Annotated in this window: 15 protein-coding genes, 1 tRNA gene and 1 pseudogene; 12 read left to right on the plus strand and 5 right to left on the minus strand. The window is 60.1% G+C overall.

Annotation, left to right across the window (positions count from 1 at the left end; translation table 11 throughout):
- Positions 1-4: 4 nt before the first annotated feature.
- Positions 5-1,069 carry a tRNA preQ1(34) S-adenosylmethionine ribosyltransferase-isomerase QueA gene (queA, locus tag WIN67_RS24680; RefSeq protein ID WP_102860388.1) on the minus strand — a complete coding sequence of 355 codons (1,065 nt, stop codon included), beginning with the start codon at positions 1,067-1,069 and terminating at the stop codon, positions 5-7.
- A 108-nt stretch (positions 1,070-1,177) separates the two neighbouring features.
- On the opposite strand from queA, the gene WIN67_RS24685 reads away from it, so the two are divergent.
- From WIN67_RS24685 to WIN67_RS24695, 3 genes and pseudogenes are all read left to right on the plus strand, one after another.
- Positions 1,178-1,262 (plus strand) — tRNA-Leu (locus tag WIN67_RS24685).
- A gap of 172 nt (positions 1,263-1,434) precedes the next feature.
- A pseudogene (locus WIN67_RS24690) lies at positions 1,435-1,662 on the plus strand (hypothetical protein); the annotation flags it as partial.
- Between the two features lie 100 nt (positions 1,663-1,762).
- Positions 1,763-2,898, plus strand: a protein-coding gene (locus WIN67_RS24695; protein WP_339070152.1) for an IS3 family transposase whose coding sequence is annotated in 2 segments (ribosomal slippage) — positions 1,763-2,003 and positions 2,003-2,898 — 1,137 coding nt in all. Because the reading frame shifts where the segments join, the coding sequence is not laid out codon by codon here.
- Between the two features lie 943 nt (positions 2,899-3,841).
- Here WIN67_RS24695 and WIN67_RS24700 read toward each other — a convergent pair.
- The gene (locus WIN67_RS24700; protein WP_102880822.1) at positions 3,842-4,309 is read right to left on the minus strand and encodes a hypothetical protein; all 468 of its coding nucleotides are present in this window, start codon (positions 4,307-4,309) and stop codon (positions 3,842-3,844) included.
- Positions 4,310-4,414: 105 nt separating this feature from the next.
- A complete protein-coding gene (locus tag WIN67_RS24705) occupies positions 4,415-5,299 on the minus strand; it encodes a LysR substrate-binding domain-containing protein (protein WP_102860386.1) in 885 nt (294 codons plus the stop codon).
- A 104-nt stretch (positions 5,300-5,403) separates the two neighbouring features.
- Between WIN67_RS24705 and WIN67_RS24710 the strand changes: the two genes are divergently transcribed.
- The 9 genes from WIN67_RS24710 to WIN67_RS24750 all read left to right on the plus strand — a co-directional run bounded on the left by WIN67_RS24710 (position 5,404) and on the right by WIN67_RS24750 (position 16,412).
- Complete coding sequence (locus WIN67_RS24710; RefSeq protein ID WP_102880824.1) at positions 5,404-6,648, plus strand: MFS transporter; 1,245 nt, start codon at positions 5,404-5,406, stop codon at positions 6,646-6,648.
- Between the two features lie 140 nt (positions 6,649-6,788).
- Positions 6,789-7,790 carry a taurine catabolism dioxygenase TauD gene (locus tag WIN67_RS24715; protein ID WP_249735712.1) on the plus strand — a complete coding sequence of 334 codons (1,002 nt, stop codon included), beginning with the start codon at positions 6,789-6,791 and terminating at the stop codon, positions 7,788-7,790.
- Between the two features lie 55 nt (positions 7,791-7,845).
- Positions 7,846-9,021, plus strand: coding sequence for a pyridoxal phosphate-dependent aminotransferase (locus WIN67_RS24720; protein ID WP_306396572.1), 1,176 nt, complete (start codon positions 7,846-7,848; stop codon positions 9,019-9,021).
- Between the two features lie 45 nt (positions 9,022-9,066).
- Positions 9,067-10,971 carry an FAD/NAD(P)-binding protein gene (locus WIN67_RS24725; protein ID WP_102880826.1) on the plus strand — a complete coding sequence of 635 codons (1,905 nt, stop codon included), beginning with the start codon at positions 9,067-9,069 and terminating at the stop codon, positions 10,969-10,971.
- A 28-nt stretch (positions 10,972-10,999) separates the two neighbouring features.
- A complete protein-coding gene (locus WIN67_RS24730) occupies positions 11,000-11,590 on the plus strand; it encodes a cysteine hydrolase (RefSeq protein ID WP_339070153.1) in 591 nt (196 codons plus the stop codon).
- Positions 11,591-11,603: 13 nt separating this feature from the next.
- On the plus strand, positions 11,604-12,029 hold the full coding sequence (locus WIN67_RS24735; protein WP_102860381.1) for a cupin domain-containing protein: 426 nt from the start codon (positions 11,604-11,606) through the stop codon (positions 12,027-12,029).
- A gap of 84 nt (positions 12,030-12,113) precedes the next feature.
- Positions 12,114-14,075, plus strand: coding sequence for an aconitase family protein (locus WIN67_RS24740; protein ID WP_339071742.1), 1,962 nt, complete (start codon positions 12,114-12,116; stop codon positions 14,073-14,075).
- 437 nt (positions 14,076-14,512) lie between these two features.
- Positions 14,513-15,409: a polyphosphate kinase 2 gene (gene ppk2, locus WIN67_RS24745; RefSeq protein WP_170001532.1), complete on the plus strand. Its 897-nt coding sequence runs from the start codon at positions 14,513-14,515 to the stop codon at positions 15,407-15,409.
- A gap of 265 nt (positions 15,410-15,674) precedes the next feature.
- Positions 15,675-16,412: a hypothetical protein gene (locus tag WIN67_RS24750; RefSeq protein WP_339070154.1), complete on the plus strand. Its 738-nt coding sequence runs from the start codon at positions 15,675-15,677 to the stop codon at positions 16,410-16,412.
- Between the two features lie 100 nt (positions 16,413-16,512).
- Here WIN67_RS24750 and WIN67_RS24755 read toward each other — a convergent pair whose 3' ends face one another.
- Together WIN67_RS24755 and WIN67_RS24760 are read right to left on the minus strand one after the other, a co-directional pair.
- The gene (locus WIN67_RS24755; protein ID WP_300242051.1) at positions 16,513-17,853 is read right to left on the minus strand and encodes a sensor histidine kinase; all 1,341 of its coding nucleotides are present in this window, start codon (positions 17,851-17,853) and stop codon (positions 16,513-16,515) included.
- A complete protein-coding gene (locus WIN67_RS24760) occupies positions 17,850-18,560 on the minus strand; it encodes a response regulator (protein ID WP_047305971.1) in 711 nt (236 codons plus the stop codon). The genes WIN67_RS24755 and WIN67_RS24760 overlap by 4 nt, the downstream gene beginning before the upstream one ends.
- Positions 18,561-18,676 lie beyond the last annotated feature (116 nt).

Genomic DNA, 18,676 nt, shown 5'->3' on the forward strand with positions numbered 1-18,676 from the left:
CGACTCATACAGTTTCCTCGGGGGCCAGATCCTTGGGAGCGGTCGGCGCAGGATTACGGGTGATGAACATCGCATCACCGTAGCTGAAAAAGCGGTACCCATTTTCCACCGCGGCGCGATAGGCGGCCATGGTCTCGGGATAACCGGCGAACGCCGAAACCAGCATCAACAGCGTGGATTCCGGCAGATGGAAGTTGGTCACCAGGGCATCGACCACATGGAACGGCCGGCCCGGGTAGATAAAGATATCGGTGTCGCCGCTGAACGGCTTGAGCACACCATCGCGCGCGGCACTTTCCAGGGAACGCACACTGGTGGTGCCCACCGCCACCACCCGACCACCGCGAGCACGGCATGCGGCAACCGCATCCACCACGTCCTGGCCGACTTCCAGCCACTCGTGATGCATATGGTGATCTTCAATACGCTCGACCCGCACTGGCTGGAAAGTGCCGGCGCCGACATGCAGGGTCACGAACGCAGTCTCCACGCCCTTGGCGGCAATGGCCTCCAGCAGCGGCTGGTCGAAATGCAGCCCCGCCGTGGGCGCCGCGACAGCCCCCAGACGCTGGGCGTACACGGTCTGATAACGCTCACGGTCCGCGCCTTCATCCGGGCGGTCTATATAAGGAGGCAACGGCATGTGCCCGACCCGATCCAGCAGCGGCAGCACCTCCTCGGCAAAACCCAGCTCGAACAGCGTGTCGTGGCGCGCCAGCATCTCGGCCTCGCCACCGCCGTCGATCAGGATCTTCGACCCAGGCTTGGGCGACTTGCTGGAGCGCACATGGGCCAGCACACGATGGCTGTCCAGCACCCGCTCGATGAGGATCTCCAGCTTGCCGCCGGAGGCCTTCTGGCCAAACAGACGGGCCGGAATCACCCGGGTATTGTTGAACACCATCAGATCGCCCGGACGCAAATGCTCCAGCAGATCGGTGAATTGACGGTGGGCCAAGGCGCCGGTTGGCCCATCCAGGGTCAACAGACGGCTGCCGCGACGCTCGGCCAAAGGATGGCGGGCGATCAGCGAATCAGGAAGCTCGAAGGTAAAGTCAGCAACGCGCATGATGGGGTTCGTCTAGCAGGGCCGGAAAGTTTAGCGGAATAACTAAAAATTGACCACGAAAGCCGATTGACCAACGGTAACTGCCTCTCTATACTTCGCCGCCATTGAGCCCTGATGGCGGAATTGGTAGACGCGGCGGATTCAAAATCCGTTTTCGCAAGAAGTGGGAGTTCGAGTCTCCCTCGGGGCACCAAGCACATATCTCAAGATGCCGCTCAATGCATCTTGAACTCAAAAAAACCGGCCACCTGAGCCGGTTTTTTTGTGCCTGGCTATTGGCCTTTCTATCCCATCCTCTTCTGTACTCCTGCTTCCCAGCTTGCAAGGCTGGAGCCTGCAACCAGGAACACCGCGACCTGGACGAAATCGGCATGTTCGACGTGCTGAACGGCCAGGAATACGCAGCCAACCTCTCCGACGCACTTACAGCCAGGATCACCAAGCACTACGGCACGCCCCTCATCGCCTTTCTGGAAGCGCTGTGCGTGCTAGGAGAAATGCTCAGGTGGTCAGTGATCGTTCGCCGCCCCCTGGGACAATTCATTACCCAAAACCTGCCAACCTCATCCAGCGGTCAGGCCCAACACGCCGCCTGAATCGCCCCGGATTCTCTAGACACTTTGCAAGCTCATTTGGACCGCCCCCGGCATCGTAGACATCTCCAGCCTATGCTTTGAGCATAGGAGGAAGTTTATGAGCACCCAACGATTCACGCCGGAATTCAAGGCAGAAGCCGTCAGGCAAGTCATTGAGCGCGGATACTCCGTTGCGGAAACAGCCGAGCGCCTCGGCGTTTCGACCCACAGCCTCTACAAATGGGTCAAAGCCGTGACGCCTGACAAAACCGAGAAACAGGCCAGCGAACTGCTCGAAGCCAAAAGCGAGATTTTACGGCTGCGAGCCCAAATGCGACGCTTGGAAGAAGAGCGCGACATCTTAAAAAAGGCAGCGCGGTACTTCGCCAGGGAACCCGAGTGAAATACCGCTTTATGAACGAGCACCGACATCAATACGCGATCACTACGCTGTGTCGGGTTTTGCAAGTTGCTCGTGCCGGGTTCTATCAATGGCTACACAAGCCTGTTTCTGATCGAGAAAAAGAGAATGGTCGGCTGTTAGGGCTGATCCGCGACTCCTATGCGGCCAGTCGAGGTGTGTATGGTGCACGGAGGGTGTTTGCTGACTTGCGCGAGGCTGGAGAAAGTTGCGGCAAGCACCGTGTCGCGGCGCTGATGCGCACCAATAAAATCAAGGCGCTCAGAGGCTATAAAGCCCCGCGCGCAATCAAAGGGCGGCCATCGATCATTGCCCCCAATCGACTCAACCGGGCGTTCACTGTCGATGCCCCTAATAAGGCTTGGGTTACCGATATCACTTACATCCGGACGTGGCAGGGCTGGTTATATCTGGCCGTCGTACTGGATCTGTATGCTCGCAAAGTGGTCGGCTGGTCAATGAAGCCAACGCTGGGCAAGGAGCTGGCATTGGATGCACTGCTCATGGCGGTATGGCGCCGTAAACCCAAAACCAGAGTCATCGTGCATTCGGATCAGGGTAGCCAATATGGCAGCGATGACTGGAAACGTTTTTGTTTGGCCAACCACCTAGAGCCGAGTATGAGCCGCCGAGGAAACTGCTGGGACAATGCCGTGGCGGAGTCTTTTTTCAGCAGCCTGAAAAAAGAACGCATTCGCAAGAGGATCTACAAAACCCGTGACATGGCCCGTGCCGACGTATTCGATTACATTGAAGCGTTTTACAACCGAACGCGTCGTCACAGTTACCTGGGCGGCGTCAGTCCTGAGGCCTTCGAAAGTGCCTCACTTTGAGGCTGGAAAATGTCTATGAGGGCGGGGGCAGTCCACATTGCGTAACGCTTTTCAAACTCTACCGGGGCCCCTGAGCAAATCTGAAAGACACAGGGCAGATAACCCGCCGCATCTGGTTAGCGACTGAGTTTTCTACGTTGGTTGACGGGTTAACGTAGTTGGCACCATCCCCCAAGGTTGACCGGGCTCAATCGTTCGCTGTTAACCACACAATGGCCCACCTTTACCGTTGTGGTAACGATGCCCTTTTCTCTTTAATATCTTTTCAATTTCAACGTCGAAATTTCAGTAAGCTCGGGGAACTGTCTCTACCAAGATCTCGCAGGTTTCCGACACCGTGTCTTTCAGATTTGCTCTGGGTCCCCAGCGCCATTCTCGACTGATTGCTTTCTGCCATTCTCCAGCTAACCTCCTCCGTGCTAATGATCAAGCAACTCATTCAACACAGCAGACATGCCTAGAACTTGAGTCATTACGGATCCGACACACGGAAGCGAGGACTAACAAATGCAATCGTTTATCGTAAACAGAAACGCTCAAGCGAACGGTGACTACGAAGTGCACAACACAACGACTGGCTGCCATTACATGCCGCAGCTGGAGAATCAGGTACCACTCGGAAATCACCTAACATGCATCAGTGCTGTTAGCGAAGCTCGAGCAGCAAACCCTCAGCGAAGGATTAATGGTTGCTACTTTTGCTGCAACCCTTGCCACACAAGCTAGGTTACTGGTAATGCATGCGGGGTTTATGCCTAAACCCAATTAAGCTGTACCCCAGCTTGTATTCCTAACTAAGTTATCAGGCTGTAGGCCATGAATTATATGGGACTCACCAGTCCCCCTCGGGGCACCAAGTACATATCTAAAGATGCCGCTCAATGCATCTTGAACTCAAAAAAACCGGCCACCTGAGCCGGTTTTTTTGTGCCTGTCCGAATACCTATTCGCTCTGAATCGGCCCCTTGGTTCCAGCATCGGTATCCATCCACACATCTTCATTCTTCAGGCGTCGATCACCTTGAATGGTGAACAGCAGCGTGCCCTGACGAAATTGCAGGGCGCCATCCGTGCGTTTGGCTTTGACCTCTTTGCCGTTCACCCACACATGCTCTTTGGCATCAATACGAATGGTGGCGACTGTCGCGCCAGTATCGCTTTTGGCCGTCCACTGTCCGGCGTAGGGGGTTTGTTCCTTGGCGCTGTCAGCAGCAGCGGCGGGGGTGTAAGGGTCGGCAAATCCGGCCTTGGCGTTTTCCGCCTTGCTCTTGTGGATGTCGCATCCCTGAAGCTCGGTCATTTGGGTACAGCCCGACTGCTCAAGCTGCTGGCGATACTTTTCATTGATGGCATGGGCCGGGGACTGGACAAACAGCAAAGCCATCAGTGCCGGCCAAACGAACTTGTTCATTGTGTGCTCTCTTCTGATCAAATCTCTGTGCTTAACAATAGTCCGGCTGCAAACACCTGTTAGGCAAAATCGGTCTGGCAAGGCTTGTACTCAAGCCGTCCCTCGTCAGTAAACAATCTCACTGCGAATGGCCTGTATCACGATGTTCGACAGCCGTTCGGTCAGCGGGTCCGGGGTTGCCTCTCGGCGATGCAGCGTCAAGGCGATTGAGGGCAAGGCTGGCAAGCCGCGGTCGCCGGCCTGCAGCAGCTCGGTGCCTGGCTGCAAGCCCAGGGCCGTGCGAATGGTGTAGCCCAGGCCGGCTTCCGTCGCCGCGGATAGGCCATTGAGGCTGGAGCTGGTGAACGACAGTAACCAGGGAATCCCTTCGCGGTTGAGCGCTTCGGTGGCCATCGAATGAAAGGGACAAGGCGCGTCAAACGCGATGATCGGCAACGGTGTGCCGGACTCGGCGCGCCAGTCGAGGTACTGGTGCGATGAGCCGATCCACTGCATGGGCAGGTCCGCCACCACTTCCTGATACCCGGTGGTCCGCTCTGCCCCCCAGGCCACGGCGAGATCCAGGGAGCCGTTTTCGATGCGGCTGAGCAGATCGCCATTGCGCGCGATGCGGGCTTCGACCCGAACATCGGGATGGGCCCTGGCGAAGCGGCCCAGCACCGTGGGCAGGAAGCTGCCCAGGTCTTCCTGAAGCCCCAGACGCACCCAGCCTTTGAGCTTGAGCTCGGACACCGCGGTGATGGTTTCATCGTTGAGGCTTAAAAGCCGCCGGGAGTAATTCAGTAGCACTTCCCCGGTGTCCGTGAGTGCCAGCCTGCGACCGGCCTTCTTGAACAAGGGCGAACCCGCCTGGGCTTCGAGTTTCTTCAACTGGGCGCTGATGGCCGATGTCGAACGAGCGAGCTTTTGCGCCGCCTTGGCAAAACTGCCCAATTCGACCCCTGTGACGAAACTGCGCATGACATCCAAATCGAAATTTACTGGTCTCATGACAATCCTGTTTTTTGGGACTAACACGCAAAATTATTTGATATTCGAGACGATACTCCCATGAGAGTCTTTTGACCCACAACTATTTAACTAGTGGGATTCTTATGCCTGTAGATAACGGTCACCGTTGGAAAGTGCTCGGCGTCGGCGTTGCGGCCAACGCCAGCTTTTCCAGTGTGGTGGGTGGACTGCCCGCTACAGCGGTCTATATGCGCGCCACCTATCAGCTGGACAACGCTGAGCTGGGGCTGGTCCTGGGGGTGCTCGGACTGGGCATCGCCATCAGCGAAATTCCCTGGGGGCTGCTCACCGATCGCTGGGGGGATCGTCCGGTTCTGCTGACCGGGCTTTTGACCTCCGGCATCGCCTTGCTGATCCTGGCCATGCTGGCCTTTTATGCCCCCACGGTGGTCCTGCTGGCGGCGGGGCTGTTCACCGTGGGCCTGCTGGGCAGCAGCGTCAACGGCGCCAGCGGCCGGGCCATCATGGCCTGGTTCAAGGAAGGCGAGCGCGGGCTGGCCATGAGCATCCGGCAAACCGCTGTACCCGGGGGTTATGCCTTGGGCGCGGTGGTGTTGCCCTACCTGGCTCATACCTACGGTTTTATCGAAGTATTCACGGCATCGGCGCTGTTCTGCCTGGTGGCCGCCCTGTTTGCCTGGTTATGGCTGTATGAGCCGGACTTCTCCAGCAGCGCGGCAAAAAAACAGAGCCTGGAGAGCAGCAACAGCCCCTTGAAAGACCCGAGAATCTGGCGAATCGTCCTGGCCATCGGCCTGCTCTGCGCCCCGCAATTTGCCATTCTCACTTATGCGGCGGTGTTCTTTCATGACTTCGGCAACATCAACATCACCCTGGTTTCCGCGACTCTGGCAGTCATCCAGATTGGCGCGATCGTCAGCAGGATCTGGAGCGGACGCTGGACCGACAAAAACAAGAACCGCCGCAGCTACCTCAAGGCCTGCGCCTGGTTGAGCACCCTGACCTTCCTGGCCTTGAGCGGGACGGTATCGGCCGCCAGCTTCTATGGCATCAGCCAAACCCCGCTGGCCAGCGCCGTGATCATCGGTGTGATGGTCGTCGCCGGGATCAGCGTGTCCGCCTGGCACGGTGTTGCCTACACCGAACTGGCCACACTGGCCGGCGCCAGTCGCGCCGGTACCGCCCTGGCCATGGGCAATACCTGCGTGTTTGTGGTGCTGTTCGCAACCCCCATCGCGGCGTCCGCCCTGATGACTCATTTTTCCTGGAGCCTGGTGTGGTTGGCAGCCGCCTTCTGCGCCCTGTTGACCGTACCGCTGTTTCCTCGTGTTGAAAAAAACTACGCGCTGGAACTTGGCTCGGCTTGAAGTTGCTGTTCATAAAAGTTTCACAACTATAACGCGTGCCATACAACTTTAAGAACGGCACGCGTCGCGCACTGACTTATATACGCCAACTGCCTAACCATTCGATTAACTAGTCCGATCTTATTCCATGGAGGAAACCAATGATCCCGCTATTTATTTTTGAAGCCGGTGAAAAGTCGCAACTACTGAGTCTTCTTGAACAAGTCCAGCTATCGCCCTACAAGAACTACAGCGACTTCTCAGAAGCAATAAAAGAGCTGCACTCCCAGGTTCCACAGCGTTTTGTAAAGGCCTGCCAACTCATCAGCGATGAACGCGCTCGCCATCAGCAGAAGATCCACGTGATCCGCAACTGCCCCATGGACCAAGTCATCCCCGAGTTGGACCCGGACGATCCAGTCAGTGACAAACACCTGAAAAAGAACAAGTTCATCAGCGAAGCCTTTCTCGAACTGTTCGCCCAACTGACAGGCACTCCGCTGCTGTCCTACGAAACCAGAAACCAGGGTGACTTCTTTACCGATGTCATCGCGATCAAGAAATACAGCGGACAACTCACCGGCTTCAGCGACAGCGAACTGGTGTTTCACAATGACCGCACCGCCCATAAAGTCCGGGCCGACTACATCACCCTGCTGGGCATGCGCTGCCCCGATGATGACCTGATCTACACCGGCTACATCGACGGCGCGGACATCGTGAACAACCTGGAACCCAAGCACATCGCCTACTTGCGTGAACCACACTTCTATACGGTTTTCGATGTCTTCTCACGGGACATGAACAAACAACTGAGCACCTCCGAGAAACACCCGATCCTGAGTAACCTTCACTCCATTCGCTTCCTCGACACCATGACCTGCGTGGCTGAAGAAGCACCGCTCGAAGCGCGGGATGCCTTCATTGCTTTCAAAAGTGCAATGACCCGCTCTCAATGCAAGCGCCACCGCATTCTCACCGGCGACCTGCTGACGTTCGCCAATCAGGATGGCCTGCATAACCGGGAAAAGATCGACATCCTCAATCCTGAGAGTGCCGCTGCGCGCTGGCTGTTGAAGACCTATGCCTTCAAGGACTCCCGCACTGCCGAAAGTTACGAAGCGTACTGGGCCAATAACCGGGCCGGCTGCGTCATCGACTAAGTTCACCGCTAAAACAATAACTTCATTATCAGCATGACCAGTCAGGGTGATTTAAATGCGCCTACACGCATTCTCCAAACGGGTTGAAAACCTTGAGCTTTCGGAAACTTACGCCATTTTGGATATGGTGCGCAGCCTGCGTGAGCAGGGGGAAGATATCGTCGATCTCGGCGGTGGTGAACCTGACTTCAGGACGCCCAATCATGTCGTAGATGCTGCCGTTGAAGCACTGTCAGACGGTGACACTCATTACACACCCAGCCGTGGCACCAAGGCACTGCTGGACGCCGTAGCCCATAAATACAAGACCGAACATGGGCTCGATCTGGCCGCCGACAAGAACATCATTGTCACGCCATCGGCAAAGCACGCGCTGTTCATCACATTGATGACCTTGCTGGACCAGGGCGATGAAATCATCATCCCAACCCCCAGCTGGGTGAGCTACAAGGCCATGGCGGCCATGGCCGGCGCCACCGTCAAGGCCGTGCCGCTGGACGGCAAAAACGGCTTCATGCTCGAAGCCGACGCCCTGGAACAGGCGATCACGCCACGCACCAAAGCCATTCTGATCAACAACCCCAACAACCCCACCGGCCGCGTGCTGACCCGCGAAGAGGTCAGCGGGGTGGTCCAGGTAGCGTTGAAACACGGGCTGTACATCATTTCCGATGAGATCTACGAAAAGGTCATCTACGGCCAGGCCCGCCATATAAGCATCGCCAGCATCGAAGGCGCCCAGGACATCACCGTTACCATCAGCGGCTTTTCCAAAGCCTACGCGATGACCGGATGGCGCCTGGGGTACGTCGTCAGCTGCGAGCGCATTTCCAATGAGCTGCTCAAAGTCCATCAGCACACCGTCGGCTGCGCGGGCTCCTTCATTCAACGCGGCGGCGTTGCGGCCCTCAAAGGTTGCCAACACCGGATAGCCGACATGGTGACCTCCTATCAAAAGCGCCGCGACCGGCTGATTGAAGGCCTTCAGAGCATTGCCGGCATCCAGTGCGTAGCCCCCGAGGGCGCACTGTATCTGTTTGCCTCCATCGCCGACCTGGGCTTTGAAAACTCCCTGGCGTTTACCCGCTGGCTGCTCAGCACCGCGAAAGTCGCCGTCACCCCAGGCACGGCCTTTGGTGAGGGGGGCGAAGGCTATATCCGACTGTCCTTTGCCGGTAGCGATGAAGCCATAGACGAAGCCATCAGGCGCTTTCATCAAGCCTTCAAATAATTGCCCGCCCCTTTGAACCGTCATCACATACAAACAGGAGTCAGTATGTCTCTGCGACACATCACGCCTTCGTCGCCTGCACACCGTATCGCTATCATCGGCAGCGGCCCCCGTGGTCTGTCTGTGCTGGAGCGCCTGGCCGCGCTCATGCTCATGGACGCCCCGCTCAAACAAGTCATGGTCTATCTGATCGACAGCGCGCAAATGGGCTCCGGCCGGGTTTGGCGCACCGATCAACCACGCCACTACGTGATGAATACCGTCGCCGAGGAGGTTTCGTCCTTCTCCGGGCCCTTGGACGACGGCCCGATCAGGCCGGGCGCCGGGCCGTCGCTGGCACAGTGGTGGAGCTCCGTGGACCCAGCCTACCCGGGGCCCAATGCCTATGCGCCGCGCGCGGTACATGGCGAGTACATGCAATTCGTCCTGTCGACCATCGAGGCCAGCTTCACGCCGAACATTTCGCTGCAGCGCGTACCGGCGGTGGTCGTCGATCTGCTCAACGAGGAAAACGTCCAAACCCTGGAGCTGGATAACGGGGCTTTTCTCCAGGTCGACAAGGTGGTCATCGCCACCGGGCACCCAACCCCCGAGTTGATCGGCTGGGAAAGGGAGCTGCAACAGTTCGCCCAGCAGACGACCGGGCTGGAGTTCTTTCGCGGCGACTCCGCAGCCGACATGCCGCTGTCGCGAATCCAGTCTGAGCAGCAGGTGGGAATCGTCGGCCTGGGCCTGGCGTTCCACGACATCGTCGCCGCCCTGACGGTCGGTCGTGGAGGCCGCTTCAGCGTTGTCGACGGTGTCACCACCTACATCCCGTCGCACCGTGAACCCAAGCTGTTCGCCGGCTCCCGCAGCGGCATGCTGATCCCCGCCAGGGGCCGCAACCAGAAAGGCCCGAACTTTCAGTACCAACCGCTGTGCATCACCCGCGACAAGATCGACGCGCTGCAAAAACGCGGTCACATCGAGTTCGCTACCGAAGTGCTCCCGCTGTTGCTGGTGGAAATCAACATCGTCTACTTCGCCACCGCCATACGGGCCCAGGCGGGGCAGGCAGCCGAACAGCAGTTCAAGCATCGCGTGGCGCAACAGCAACTGTTCTCGTTACCAGCCCTGGTCGCCGCGGCTGCCGATTTCGGCGTGAGCGACCTTCCGGTCCTGGAACTGGACCGACTGGCCAGGCCGTTCCGCGCCCAAGAGTTCCACAGCCCGGCAGACTTTGCCCTAGCCCTTGATCGGGTGCTGGAAGACGACTTGTGCAGCGCCCGCGAGGGCAACGTCGACAACCCGATGAAAGCCGCCCTGGATACCATTCGCGATACCCGCGCCCTGATCAGGAGCGTGGTGGATTTCGGCCGGCTGACTCCCCGCTCGCATCAAGAAGATTTCCTACAGTACTACGCCCCTACCAGCCTGTTTCTCACCGCGGGGCCGCCCCTTTACCGCACCGAGCAAATCCGCGCCCTGATCGCTGCGGGGGTACTGACGCTGGTGGGACCTGAAACGGTCTATGGCATCGATACCCAGCACCGCAAGTTCAGCATCGAATCCCCTCGGGTCCGTCACTCCAGGCAATTGATCGATGTGGTCATCGACGGGCGAATCCCTTCGCCGGACTTGCTTAGAGACCCGTCACCGCTGACCAGAAACCTGGTGCGGCGCGGGTACTGGACCAACTACATCAACCAGGGGATCGACGAGGCCTTCGTCACCGGCGGCGTTGCCGTCACCCCCGGCCCTTATCACCCGATCGACCGCGCGGGCCAGCCCATCAAGGGGCTCTACGTCCTGGGCCTGCCTTCCGAGCACACTCGCTGGTTCATGCAGGCCGGCAGTAGCCGCCCGGGCTTCTGGACCGACTTTGCCCAGGATGCCCACTACGTGGCGTCCGATGCACTGCAGTTGGCCTACGCACAAGCGCCTGTGGCAATCACTGAAGTGGCCTGATCGCCCCCCTCATTTAAAGGAATGAATGATGTCTGCAAACAAAGCACTGCTGGTCATGGACTTCATCAATGAAATTGTCCATCCCGAAGGGGTTTATGCCCGTGAAGGCTATTACCAACAGACCCAGGAACGTCGGGTGCTGGAAAAGGCCGCGTCGGCCCTGAACTACGCCCGCAGCAATCACCTGCCGATCATCTTTATCGTCGTCGGTTTCAACGCTCACTATGAAGGCTTCCCCCCGCACTCCCGAGTCTTCGCTCCCGCCAAGGAGCATGGCGTCTTGAAGTTGCAGACCTGGTCGACCCAGGTGCACGAAGACCTGCGCCCCCGCGAGGACGAAATCGTGATCGCCAAGAGCCGGGTCAGCCCGTTCTATCAAACCAACCTGGAATTGATACTCCGCACCCAAGGCATTGAAGAGTTGGTTCTGACAGGGGTGTCGACCGAACACGTCATCCTCGCCACCACCCTCGACGGGCATGACAGGGACTTCAAGATCACCGTGCTCGAAGATGCCTGCGCGGCGGTGACCCAGGAGCGTCACCTGGCGGCGATAGAAAGAATCTCCCGCACAGCGAACATCAGCTCGACCTTCAGCTTCATCACCTCCTCTCTATAACAGGCGCACATCCATGAACCCGACAGTTTTCAATCTGCTGAATGTATCCAGCGAGCCGGATTCGATCCAATGGTCGACTCATCAACAACTGGGTCGCAGCGGCGCCAGCATTCACACGCTGTTCGAGTGCCAGGAGAGTGCCCAGCGCATTGCCCTGATCCGTTGCGAAGCCGGCGCCAGCGCCCAATCTCACCACCACCACGGCCATGAAACCTTTCTGATCCTCGACGGTGACTTTGAGGATGAAAACGGGATTTACCTCAAGGGCGACCTGGTGATTTACCCGCCAGGCAGCACCCACGCCTGGAAGTCCTCCAAGGGCGCGTTGATCTATGCCACCTGGGGAGGCGCCGTGACCGCGAAACCAGCGCCAGCCGCCGAGGCCGCCAAGCATGCCGCCTACGACAACAGCGTCTATGACGGTCGGCACTTGATCTGAAACCGTCGGCCATTTCTTTTGGGGTAAATCATGGGTTTCAAGCTTGACGCAAAGCTGCTTTTTCTAAGCAGCGATCCTTTGAAAGTGTCACGGCAGTTGGGGGGGCAAACACTGACCCTCGAGGAGGCACAGCCCCTGCGCGATGACATTTCAACGGATGAAATAACGCCGATTCCGGTGCTGGCTTTCTTTGACCAGCGGCTGGGTTCATACCCTTATGTCGGCCTCAAGACGGGCCCGGTGCTGCCTATCGGCAAGGACGATGTCGCCTCCGGAGGCTTTACAGTGAGCGTGGCGGGCACCCGCTACGGCAAAGGTTCTTCCCGCGAGCACAGCCCGCTGGCGGAGAAAAAAGCCGGCATCCGCCTGGTCATTGCCGAAAGCTTCGAGCGCATCTACCGACAGAACGCCGACAACATCGGGCTGCTGACCTCCACCGACTTGTCCTTGGTGCCGCGCTTGCAGGCTGGCGAGGAGCTGGCGCTGGAGGAACTGATCGGCAACAGGGATGCGCTGTCCACGGCCATTCTGCGCAGCGGCGGGCTGCTCAACTACGGGCGCGAGCATTTGCGTCAGCAGCCGGACCAGCCCGCAGAAGCATCGCCGCAGCAGCCCACCGGGCCCCTGACTTTTGCCGAGAAGATCATTCATCGGCATTTGCTCAAGGCCCCCGGCGCCGAACGTGTCGAGCAGGGCGCCGGCATTCTGCTGAAGGCCGACTGGCGCTTTATCCACGAGTACTACACCGGGCTTTGCGCCCATTTGCTCCACGATGCCTTCGGCGAACGCTTCTCTGTGTACCAGCCGGAATCGATCCTGGCGTTTGAGGACCACTTGTCCTACAAACACCGCAGCCCGGCGCACCTGCAACAGAGCCTGGTGGGCGAACTCGATGGCTTGTCTCAAGCCCATCGGGACTTCGTCGCCAAGCATCGACTCAGCGCCCACGGCTATCTGCCGGCCGAAGGCAGCGAGGGCATCTCCCACGCGATGATGGCCGAGCACTATGCCCTGCCCGGACAAGTCGTGGTCGGCACCGACTCCCATACCCCCCACAGCGGCGCACTCGGCTGCCTGGCGTTTGGCGTGGGCACCACCGACATGGCCAACGCCTTCATGACCGGCTCGGTCAGGACCGTGTATCCACAGGTGCTGCGCATTTCCCTGGTCGGCCGCTTGTCCGCCGGCGTGACCGCCAAGGACCTGGTGCTGGCCCTGCTGGCCGATAGCCGGATCAAAGCCGGCCACGGCGTCGGCAAGATCTTCGAATTCGGTGGCCCGGCCCTGGCGTTCCTGTCCACCGACGAACGCACCACCCTCACCAACATGACAGCGGAGCTGGGTGGTTTCAGCGGGATCGTCGTGCCCGATCAGGAGACCGTTCGTTTTCTCAAGGAGCGACGCCAGCTCGACTTCGTGCTCGAACCCTGGATGACCAGCGACCCCGAGGCGAAGTACGCCGACACGATCGTCCTCGACTGCGATCAGATCCTGCCGATGATTGCCGCTCCGGGCGACCCCGGCAATGGACAGCGCCTCACCGACCTGACCGAGCGGGTCAGGGTCGATATCGCCTATGGCGGTTCCTGCACCGCCGGCAAGCGCGATGACTTCGATCATTATTTCGAGGTGATCAACTGGGCGCTGGAAAACGACCTGCGGCTGCATCCCGAGGTCAAACTCTATTTGCAATTCGGCACCGTGGATGTTCGCGACTACTGCGAGGAGCAGGGTTACCTGCCGGCCTTCGAAACCTTTGGCGCGCAACTGCTGCAGCCGGCCTGCGGCGCCTGCGCCAACTGCGGCCCTGGTTCATCGACCCACCAGGAGCAGGTCACCGTCAGCGCCATCAACCGGAATTTTCCGGGGCGCTCCGGTCCAGGTCAGGTCTGGCTGGCCAGCCCGCCGACCGTGGTCGCCAGCGCCATTGCCGGTTACATCACCTCGTTCGGCTCCCTGCAAACCCGACACAGTGCCGCCACCTCGGCAGCCTCCAAGCCCGGCCAGCGCGATCCTGCGGACCGGCGACCGGCTCTGGCTCACTGAAAACGACAGGAGGCGGATTGATATCCGCCGTCCTTTCACCGCTGCGCGCACCAAGATCCTGCGGCGCCATCGTCAGCCGTATGGCCAGCGCCCCAGGTCAGATAGCTCCCGAATGAGCCGCCGAAAAAATCTCAACTGATTACCGACTTTTCCTTATTACAAACTTGATCGAGATCAACGGCCGCCAACTGCCCAGCCCTAAAAATGACCGGAGGACATTGAACGCAACTACAGGCCCCCCTCCCATGAGTGAAGAATCCACCGCCCTGCCCGTGCCTCCCGCCCCAGCGCAAAACGCTCCGGCCACAACCAGCCCTGCCAGCACCAAGGCTGCTCCACGCAAAGCGGCTACGCCGCGCCCTCGCCGCCCACGCACAACCAAGACCGCCCCGGTGAAAGCCGCCGAAGCCGAAATCAACGCCATCAGCCAGAAGCCCATGGCCCTGCAAGTGGCCAGCGCGCCTCGCGGTTCCAATGAAGACAGCGTGTCCGCTGCGCTGCCGGGCAACTACCCCTATCGCAACCGCATGCGCCGCGCCGAGTACGAAAAGGCCAAGAACGAGCTGCAGATCGAGCTGCTCAAGGTGCAGAGCTGGGTCAAGGAAACCGGGCAGCGCATCGTGGTGCTGTTCGAAGGCCGTGATGCGGCCGGTAAAGGCGGCACCATCAAGCGCTTCATGGAACACCTCAACCCCCGTGGCGCGCGGATCGTGGCCCTGGAAAAGCCCTCGGAACAGGAAAAGGGCCAGTGGTACTTCCAGCGCTACATCCAGCATTTGCCCACCGCCGGGGAAATGGTCTTCTTCGACCGCTCCTGGTACAACCGCGCCGGGGTCGAACGCGTGATGGAGTTCTGCTCGCCCCTGCAATACCTGGAGTTCATGCGCCAGACCCCGGAGCTGGAACGCATGCTGTGCAACAGCGGCATCCTGATGTTCAAGTTCTGGTTCTCGGTGAACCGGGAAGAACAGTTGCGACGTTTCATCTCACGCCGGGACGACCCGCTCAAGCACTGGAAGCTCTCCCCCATCGACATCAAGTCCCTGGACAAGTGGGACGAATACACCGCCGCCAAGCAGGCGATGTTCTTCCACACCGACACCGCCGATGCACCGTGGACGGTGATCAAGTCCGACGACAAGAAGCGCGCGCGGATCAACTGCATTCGCCATTTCCTGCATGAGCTGGACTACCCGGGCAAGGACCTGAAAGTCGCCCACGCCCCGGACCCACTGCTGGTGGGCCGCGCCTCCCGGGGGCTGGAAGAAGATGAGCGCACCCAGGCCCAGGCGACGGCAGATGCCGGCGCTACAAAACTGGCCCTGTCGGCCTGAGCATCACTGCAACACGCTACGGGGCGCCAACCTTGAGGTTTACGCCCCGTTCGCCACCGCAACCTCTCGCCACCTCCCCTCCTTCAAACGGTTTGATCACCCCACCTCCACTGAAACCGCCTACACACCGCGGCCCCCATGACCGAACCGTGCAGACAAACGCTGTCCTTGCGCGCCGCCAACGGATTGTTCATTCGTCAGCAACCCCGCAAAATCGCGACCGCGCTTGCGCGCCATACATGCCCAATCATCAAGGACTCGATCAATGCCCACCGTTGCCACCGCGCACTACACCCAACTGCCTCCCGGCGCCATGGCCTTTCCCGACGCCAAGGACGTGTTCGTCGCCGACCAGCAAGAGCTGGCCGAGCACCTGCTGCCGCTGCTGTCCATAGACGCCAGCCTGATCAACCCCGAATGGTCCGGGCGCCTGCACCTGTTAAGCCCCATCGAACCTCACGAGGGGTTGGTGGGCGAGTTGACGGAACACTGCGGCTTTGGCAGCGAGCTGCTGAAAACCAACTGGATCGGCTTCAAGATCGAGCACGGTCGCTACCGCCTGTGCGGTGACCCGCGCTACTTCTTTCTGCACCCGGACAACGCCCAGTTGCCCGAACCACAGCGTAACTTGCGCAGCGAGCTGCAACGCCATTACGCCGAGCAGCATGCCGCCTACCAGACCGCGCGCCAGCGCTACCAGCAATTGGGCTACCTGACCTGGCCGGAAGATGACGAGCAGCGCCTGACCTTTATCGATGAGATCGGCGGTGTCGCCGAGGGTTACGGCAATTGGGTGGAAACCGTGGAGTTCCCCATGGATATCGTCGAGGCCACCGATGACAGCGGCGACATCGACGTCTGGCCTTTGAGCCCCGCGGGCCGGCGCTTTCAACACGTGCTCGGGGTTCCGGCCTACCACTACGGCATCAGCGGCGCCGACCTGATCGTGATGTTCTATGAGCCGGTGGAAGGCCTGGTGCTGTTCTGCTTCGACTGGTCCTGAGCCGCAACGGATTCAGTGAGCCCAGGCCGGGATCGGCCGGCCTGGGCGCTCGAAGGACTTCGCAAGGCCCTTCGGGCCTTGTCGCAGCCTGCGGCAGCGGCTACAGCGGCAATTCCACCCGCGCTTCCAACCCACCGCCTTCACGATTGAACAGACGCAACTCGCCGCCATGCTCGCGAACGATGGCACGCGCCGCCGACAGCCCCAGGCCCACGCCACCGGTGCTCTTGTTGCGCGAACTCTCCAGCCGGTAGAACGGCGCAAATACCTGCTCCAGCGCCTCGGGCGCAATTCCCGGGCCACGGTCCAGCACCCGCACCCGCAATTGATCAGCGCCCTGCTCCAGCACGATGGCCGGCTCGCCCCCGTACTTGATCGCGTTATCCAGCAGGTTGGTCATCACCCGCTTGAGCCCCAGGGGCCGGCCGCAATACACCAGGCGCGGCGGCCCGCTGAAAAGGATCTCCATGGACTGGTCGCGATAGTCGTCCACCAGGGTCTGCAGCAGCTCGGCCAGATCGAAATGGGTGGCCTGTTCCAGCCGTGCATCGTCGCGAAAGAACTCCAGGGCCGAATTGATCATGGCCTGCATTTCGTCCACATCACGAAACAGGCGCTGCTGCTGATCGGCATCTTCGATGAACTCGCCGCGCAGGCGCATGCGGGTCAGCGGCGTGCGCAGGTCATGGGAGATGGCCGCGAGCATCTGCGTGCGGTCCTTGATGAAGTGCTGCAACTGCGCCTGCATGGCGTTGAAGGCGAGGATGGCCTGGCGGATTTCGTGGGGGCCCACCGGATCGATGGGCGGCGCGCGAAAGTCCACGGCAAAGCGCCGCGCACCCTGGGCGAACTGCTGCAGCGGCTTGGCCAGCCGGCGCGTGGCGATCAAGGCCACAAGGCCAGTGGAGATCAGCACCAGAGCGATCACGATCAGGTTGCGCGTGCCCTCCTCCAGGCCCCAACTGCGCGACGCCGAGGAAAACATCACCCAGCTCTGATCAGTCAGTTGCACCAGCAACGCGTAACGCCCATCCGGGCCCGGCCAGTCACTGGGCTGGTAGGCCTCGATATGTCGCTGGGGCGGTTGCAGCATGGCGCGGATACCTTCCGAGCCGACCCGATACTCAGGGTCGTCCAGCTCAGGCAGGGCAAAGCCCTGGCGAGTCGGCTGCCAGCGGATACTCAGGTGATCACTGCTGACCGCCGCCGCCAGTTGCGGGCGCTGGCCCGGCTCCGAGGCTTCGATCATGCGCACGATGGCCGCGGACTTTTCCAGCAACCCGGTTTCCGCCAGCGGTGGATAGGCCCAGACCCCGGCCAACTGCACGAAGAGCGCATTGAACGCCAGGGCGGTGAGCATGGCCATGATGATGGTCAGGGCAATCCAGCGCGCCACGGTGTCGCGCAGTCGATAGCGCCACAGGGGCTTGATCAGCTTCACTGGCGGGTCACGCTGGGGGTGAACAGGTAACCGCCGTTGCGCACGGTGCGAATCATCGCCGGGCGCTTGGTGTCGAACTCCAGCTTGCGCCGCAGACGGCTGACCTGCACATCGATGCTGCGATCGAAGGCGTCATGGGCCTGGCCCCGGGCCAGGTCCAGCAACTGCTCGCGGGTGAGGATGCGCTGCGGGTGCTCGACAAACACCAGCAGCAGGTCGAACTCCCCCGCCGACAACGGAATCATCACCTGGTCCGGCGAGCGCAGCTCGCGGCGGGTCAGGTCCAGTTGCCAGTCGGCGAACTTGATCAAGGGCCGTGGCACCTCGCCGCTCACCGGCCGGCTCTCCCCAGCCCGGCGCAGCACCGCCCGCACCCGGGCCAGCAGCTCACGGGCATCGAAAGGCTTGCTCAGGTAATCGTCGGCGCCCATCTCCAGCCCCACCACCCGGTCGCTCAACTCGCCCATGGCGGTGAGCATGATCACCGGCGTGGCGTGCTGCTGGCGCAGACGCTGGCACAGGGTCAGGCCGTTGTCGCCGGGGAGCATCAGATCGAGGATGATCAGGTCCGGCACCTCGCGCTCCAGCGCCGCCCACAGCGACGCACCATCGGTGGCCACGGCCACCTGATAGCCCTGTTGGACAAAGAATTTCTTCAGCAGCGCGAGGACTTCAATGTCGTCGTCCACGATCAAGAGACGGCTCACCAGCGGACATCACTTCAAGTCGGAATAAGCGGTTATCTAAAACCATTCGCCGCCCGGCGTCATATATTTCAACGCAGTAACAAACCTTCAGCGGCGCAATAAAGCAGACATCTTTG

Origin of the sequence: Pseudomonas idahonensis (assembly GCF_037903935.1) — a bacterium.
In the GTDB taxonomy this organism is placed as follows: Bacteria; Pseudomonadota; Gammaproteobacteria; order Pseudomonadales; family Pseudomonadaceae; genus Aquipseudomonas; species Aquipseudomonas danubii.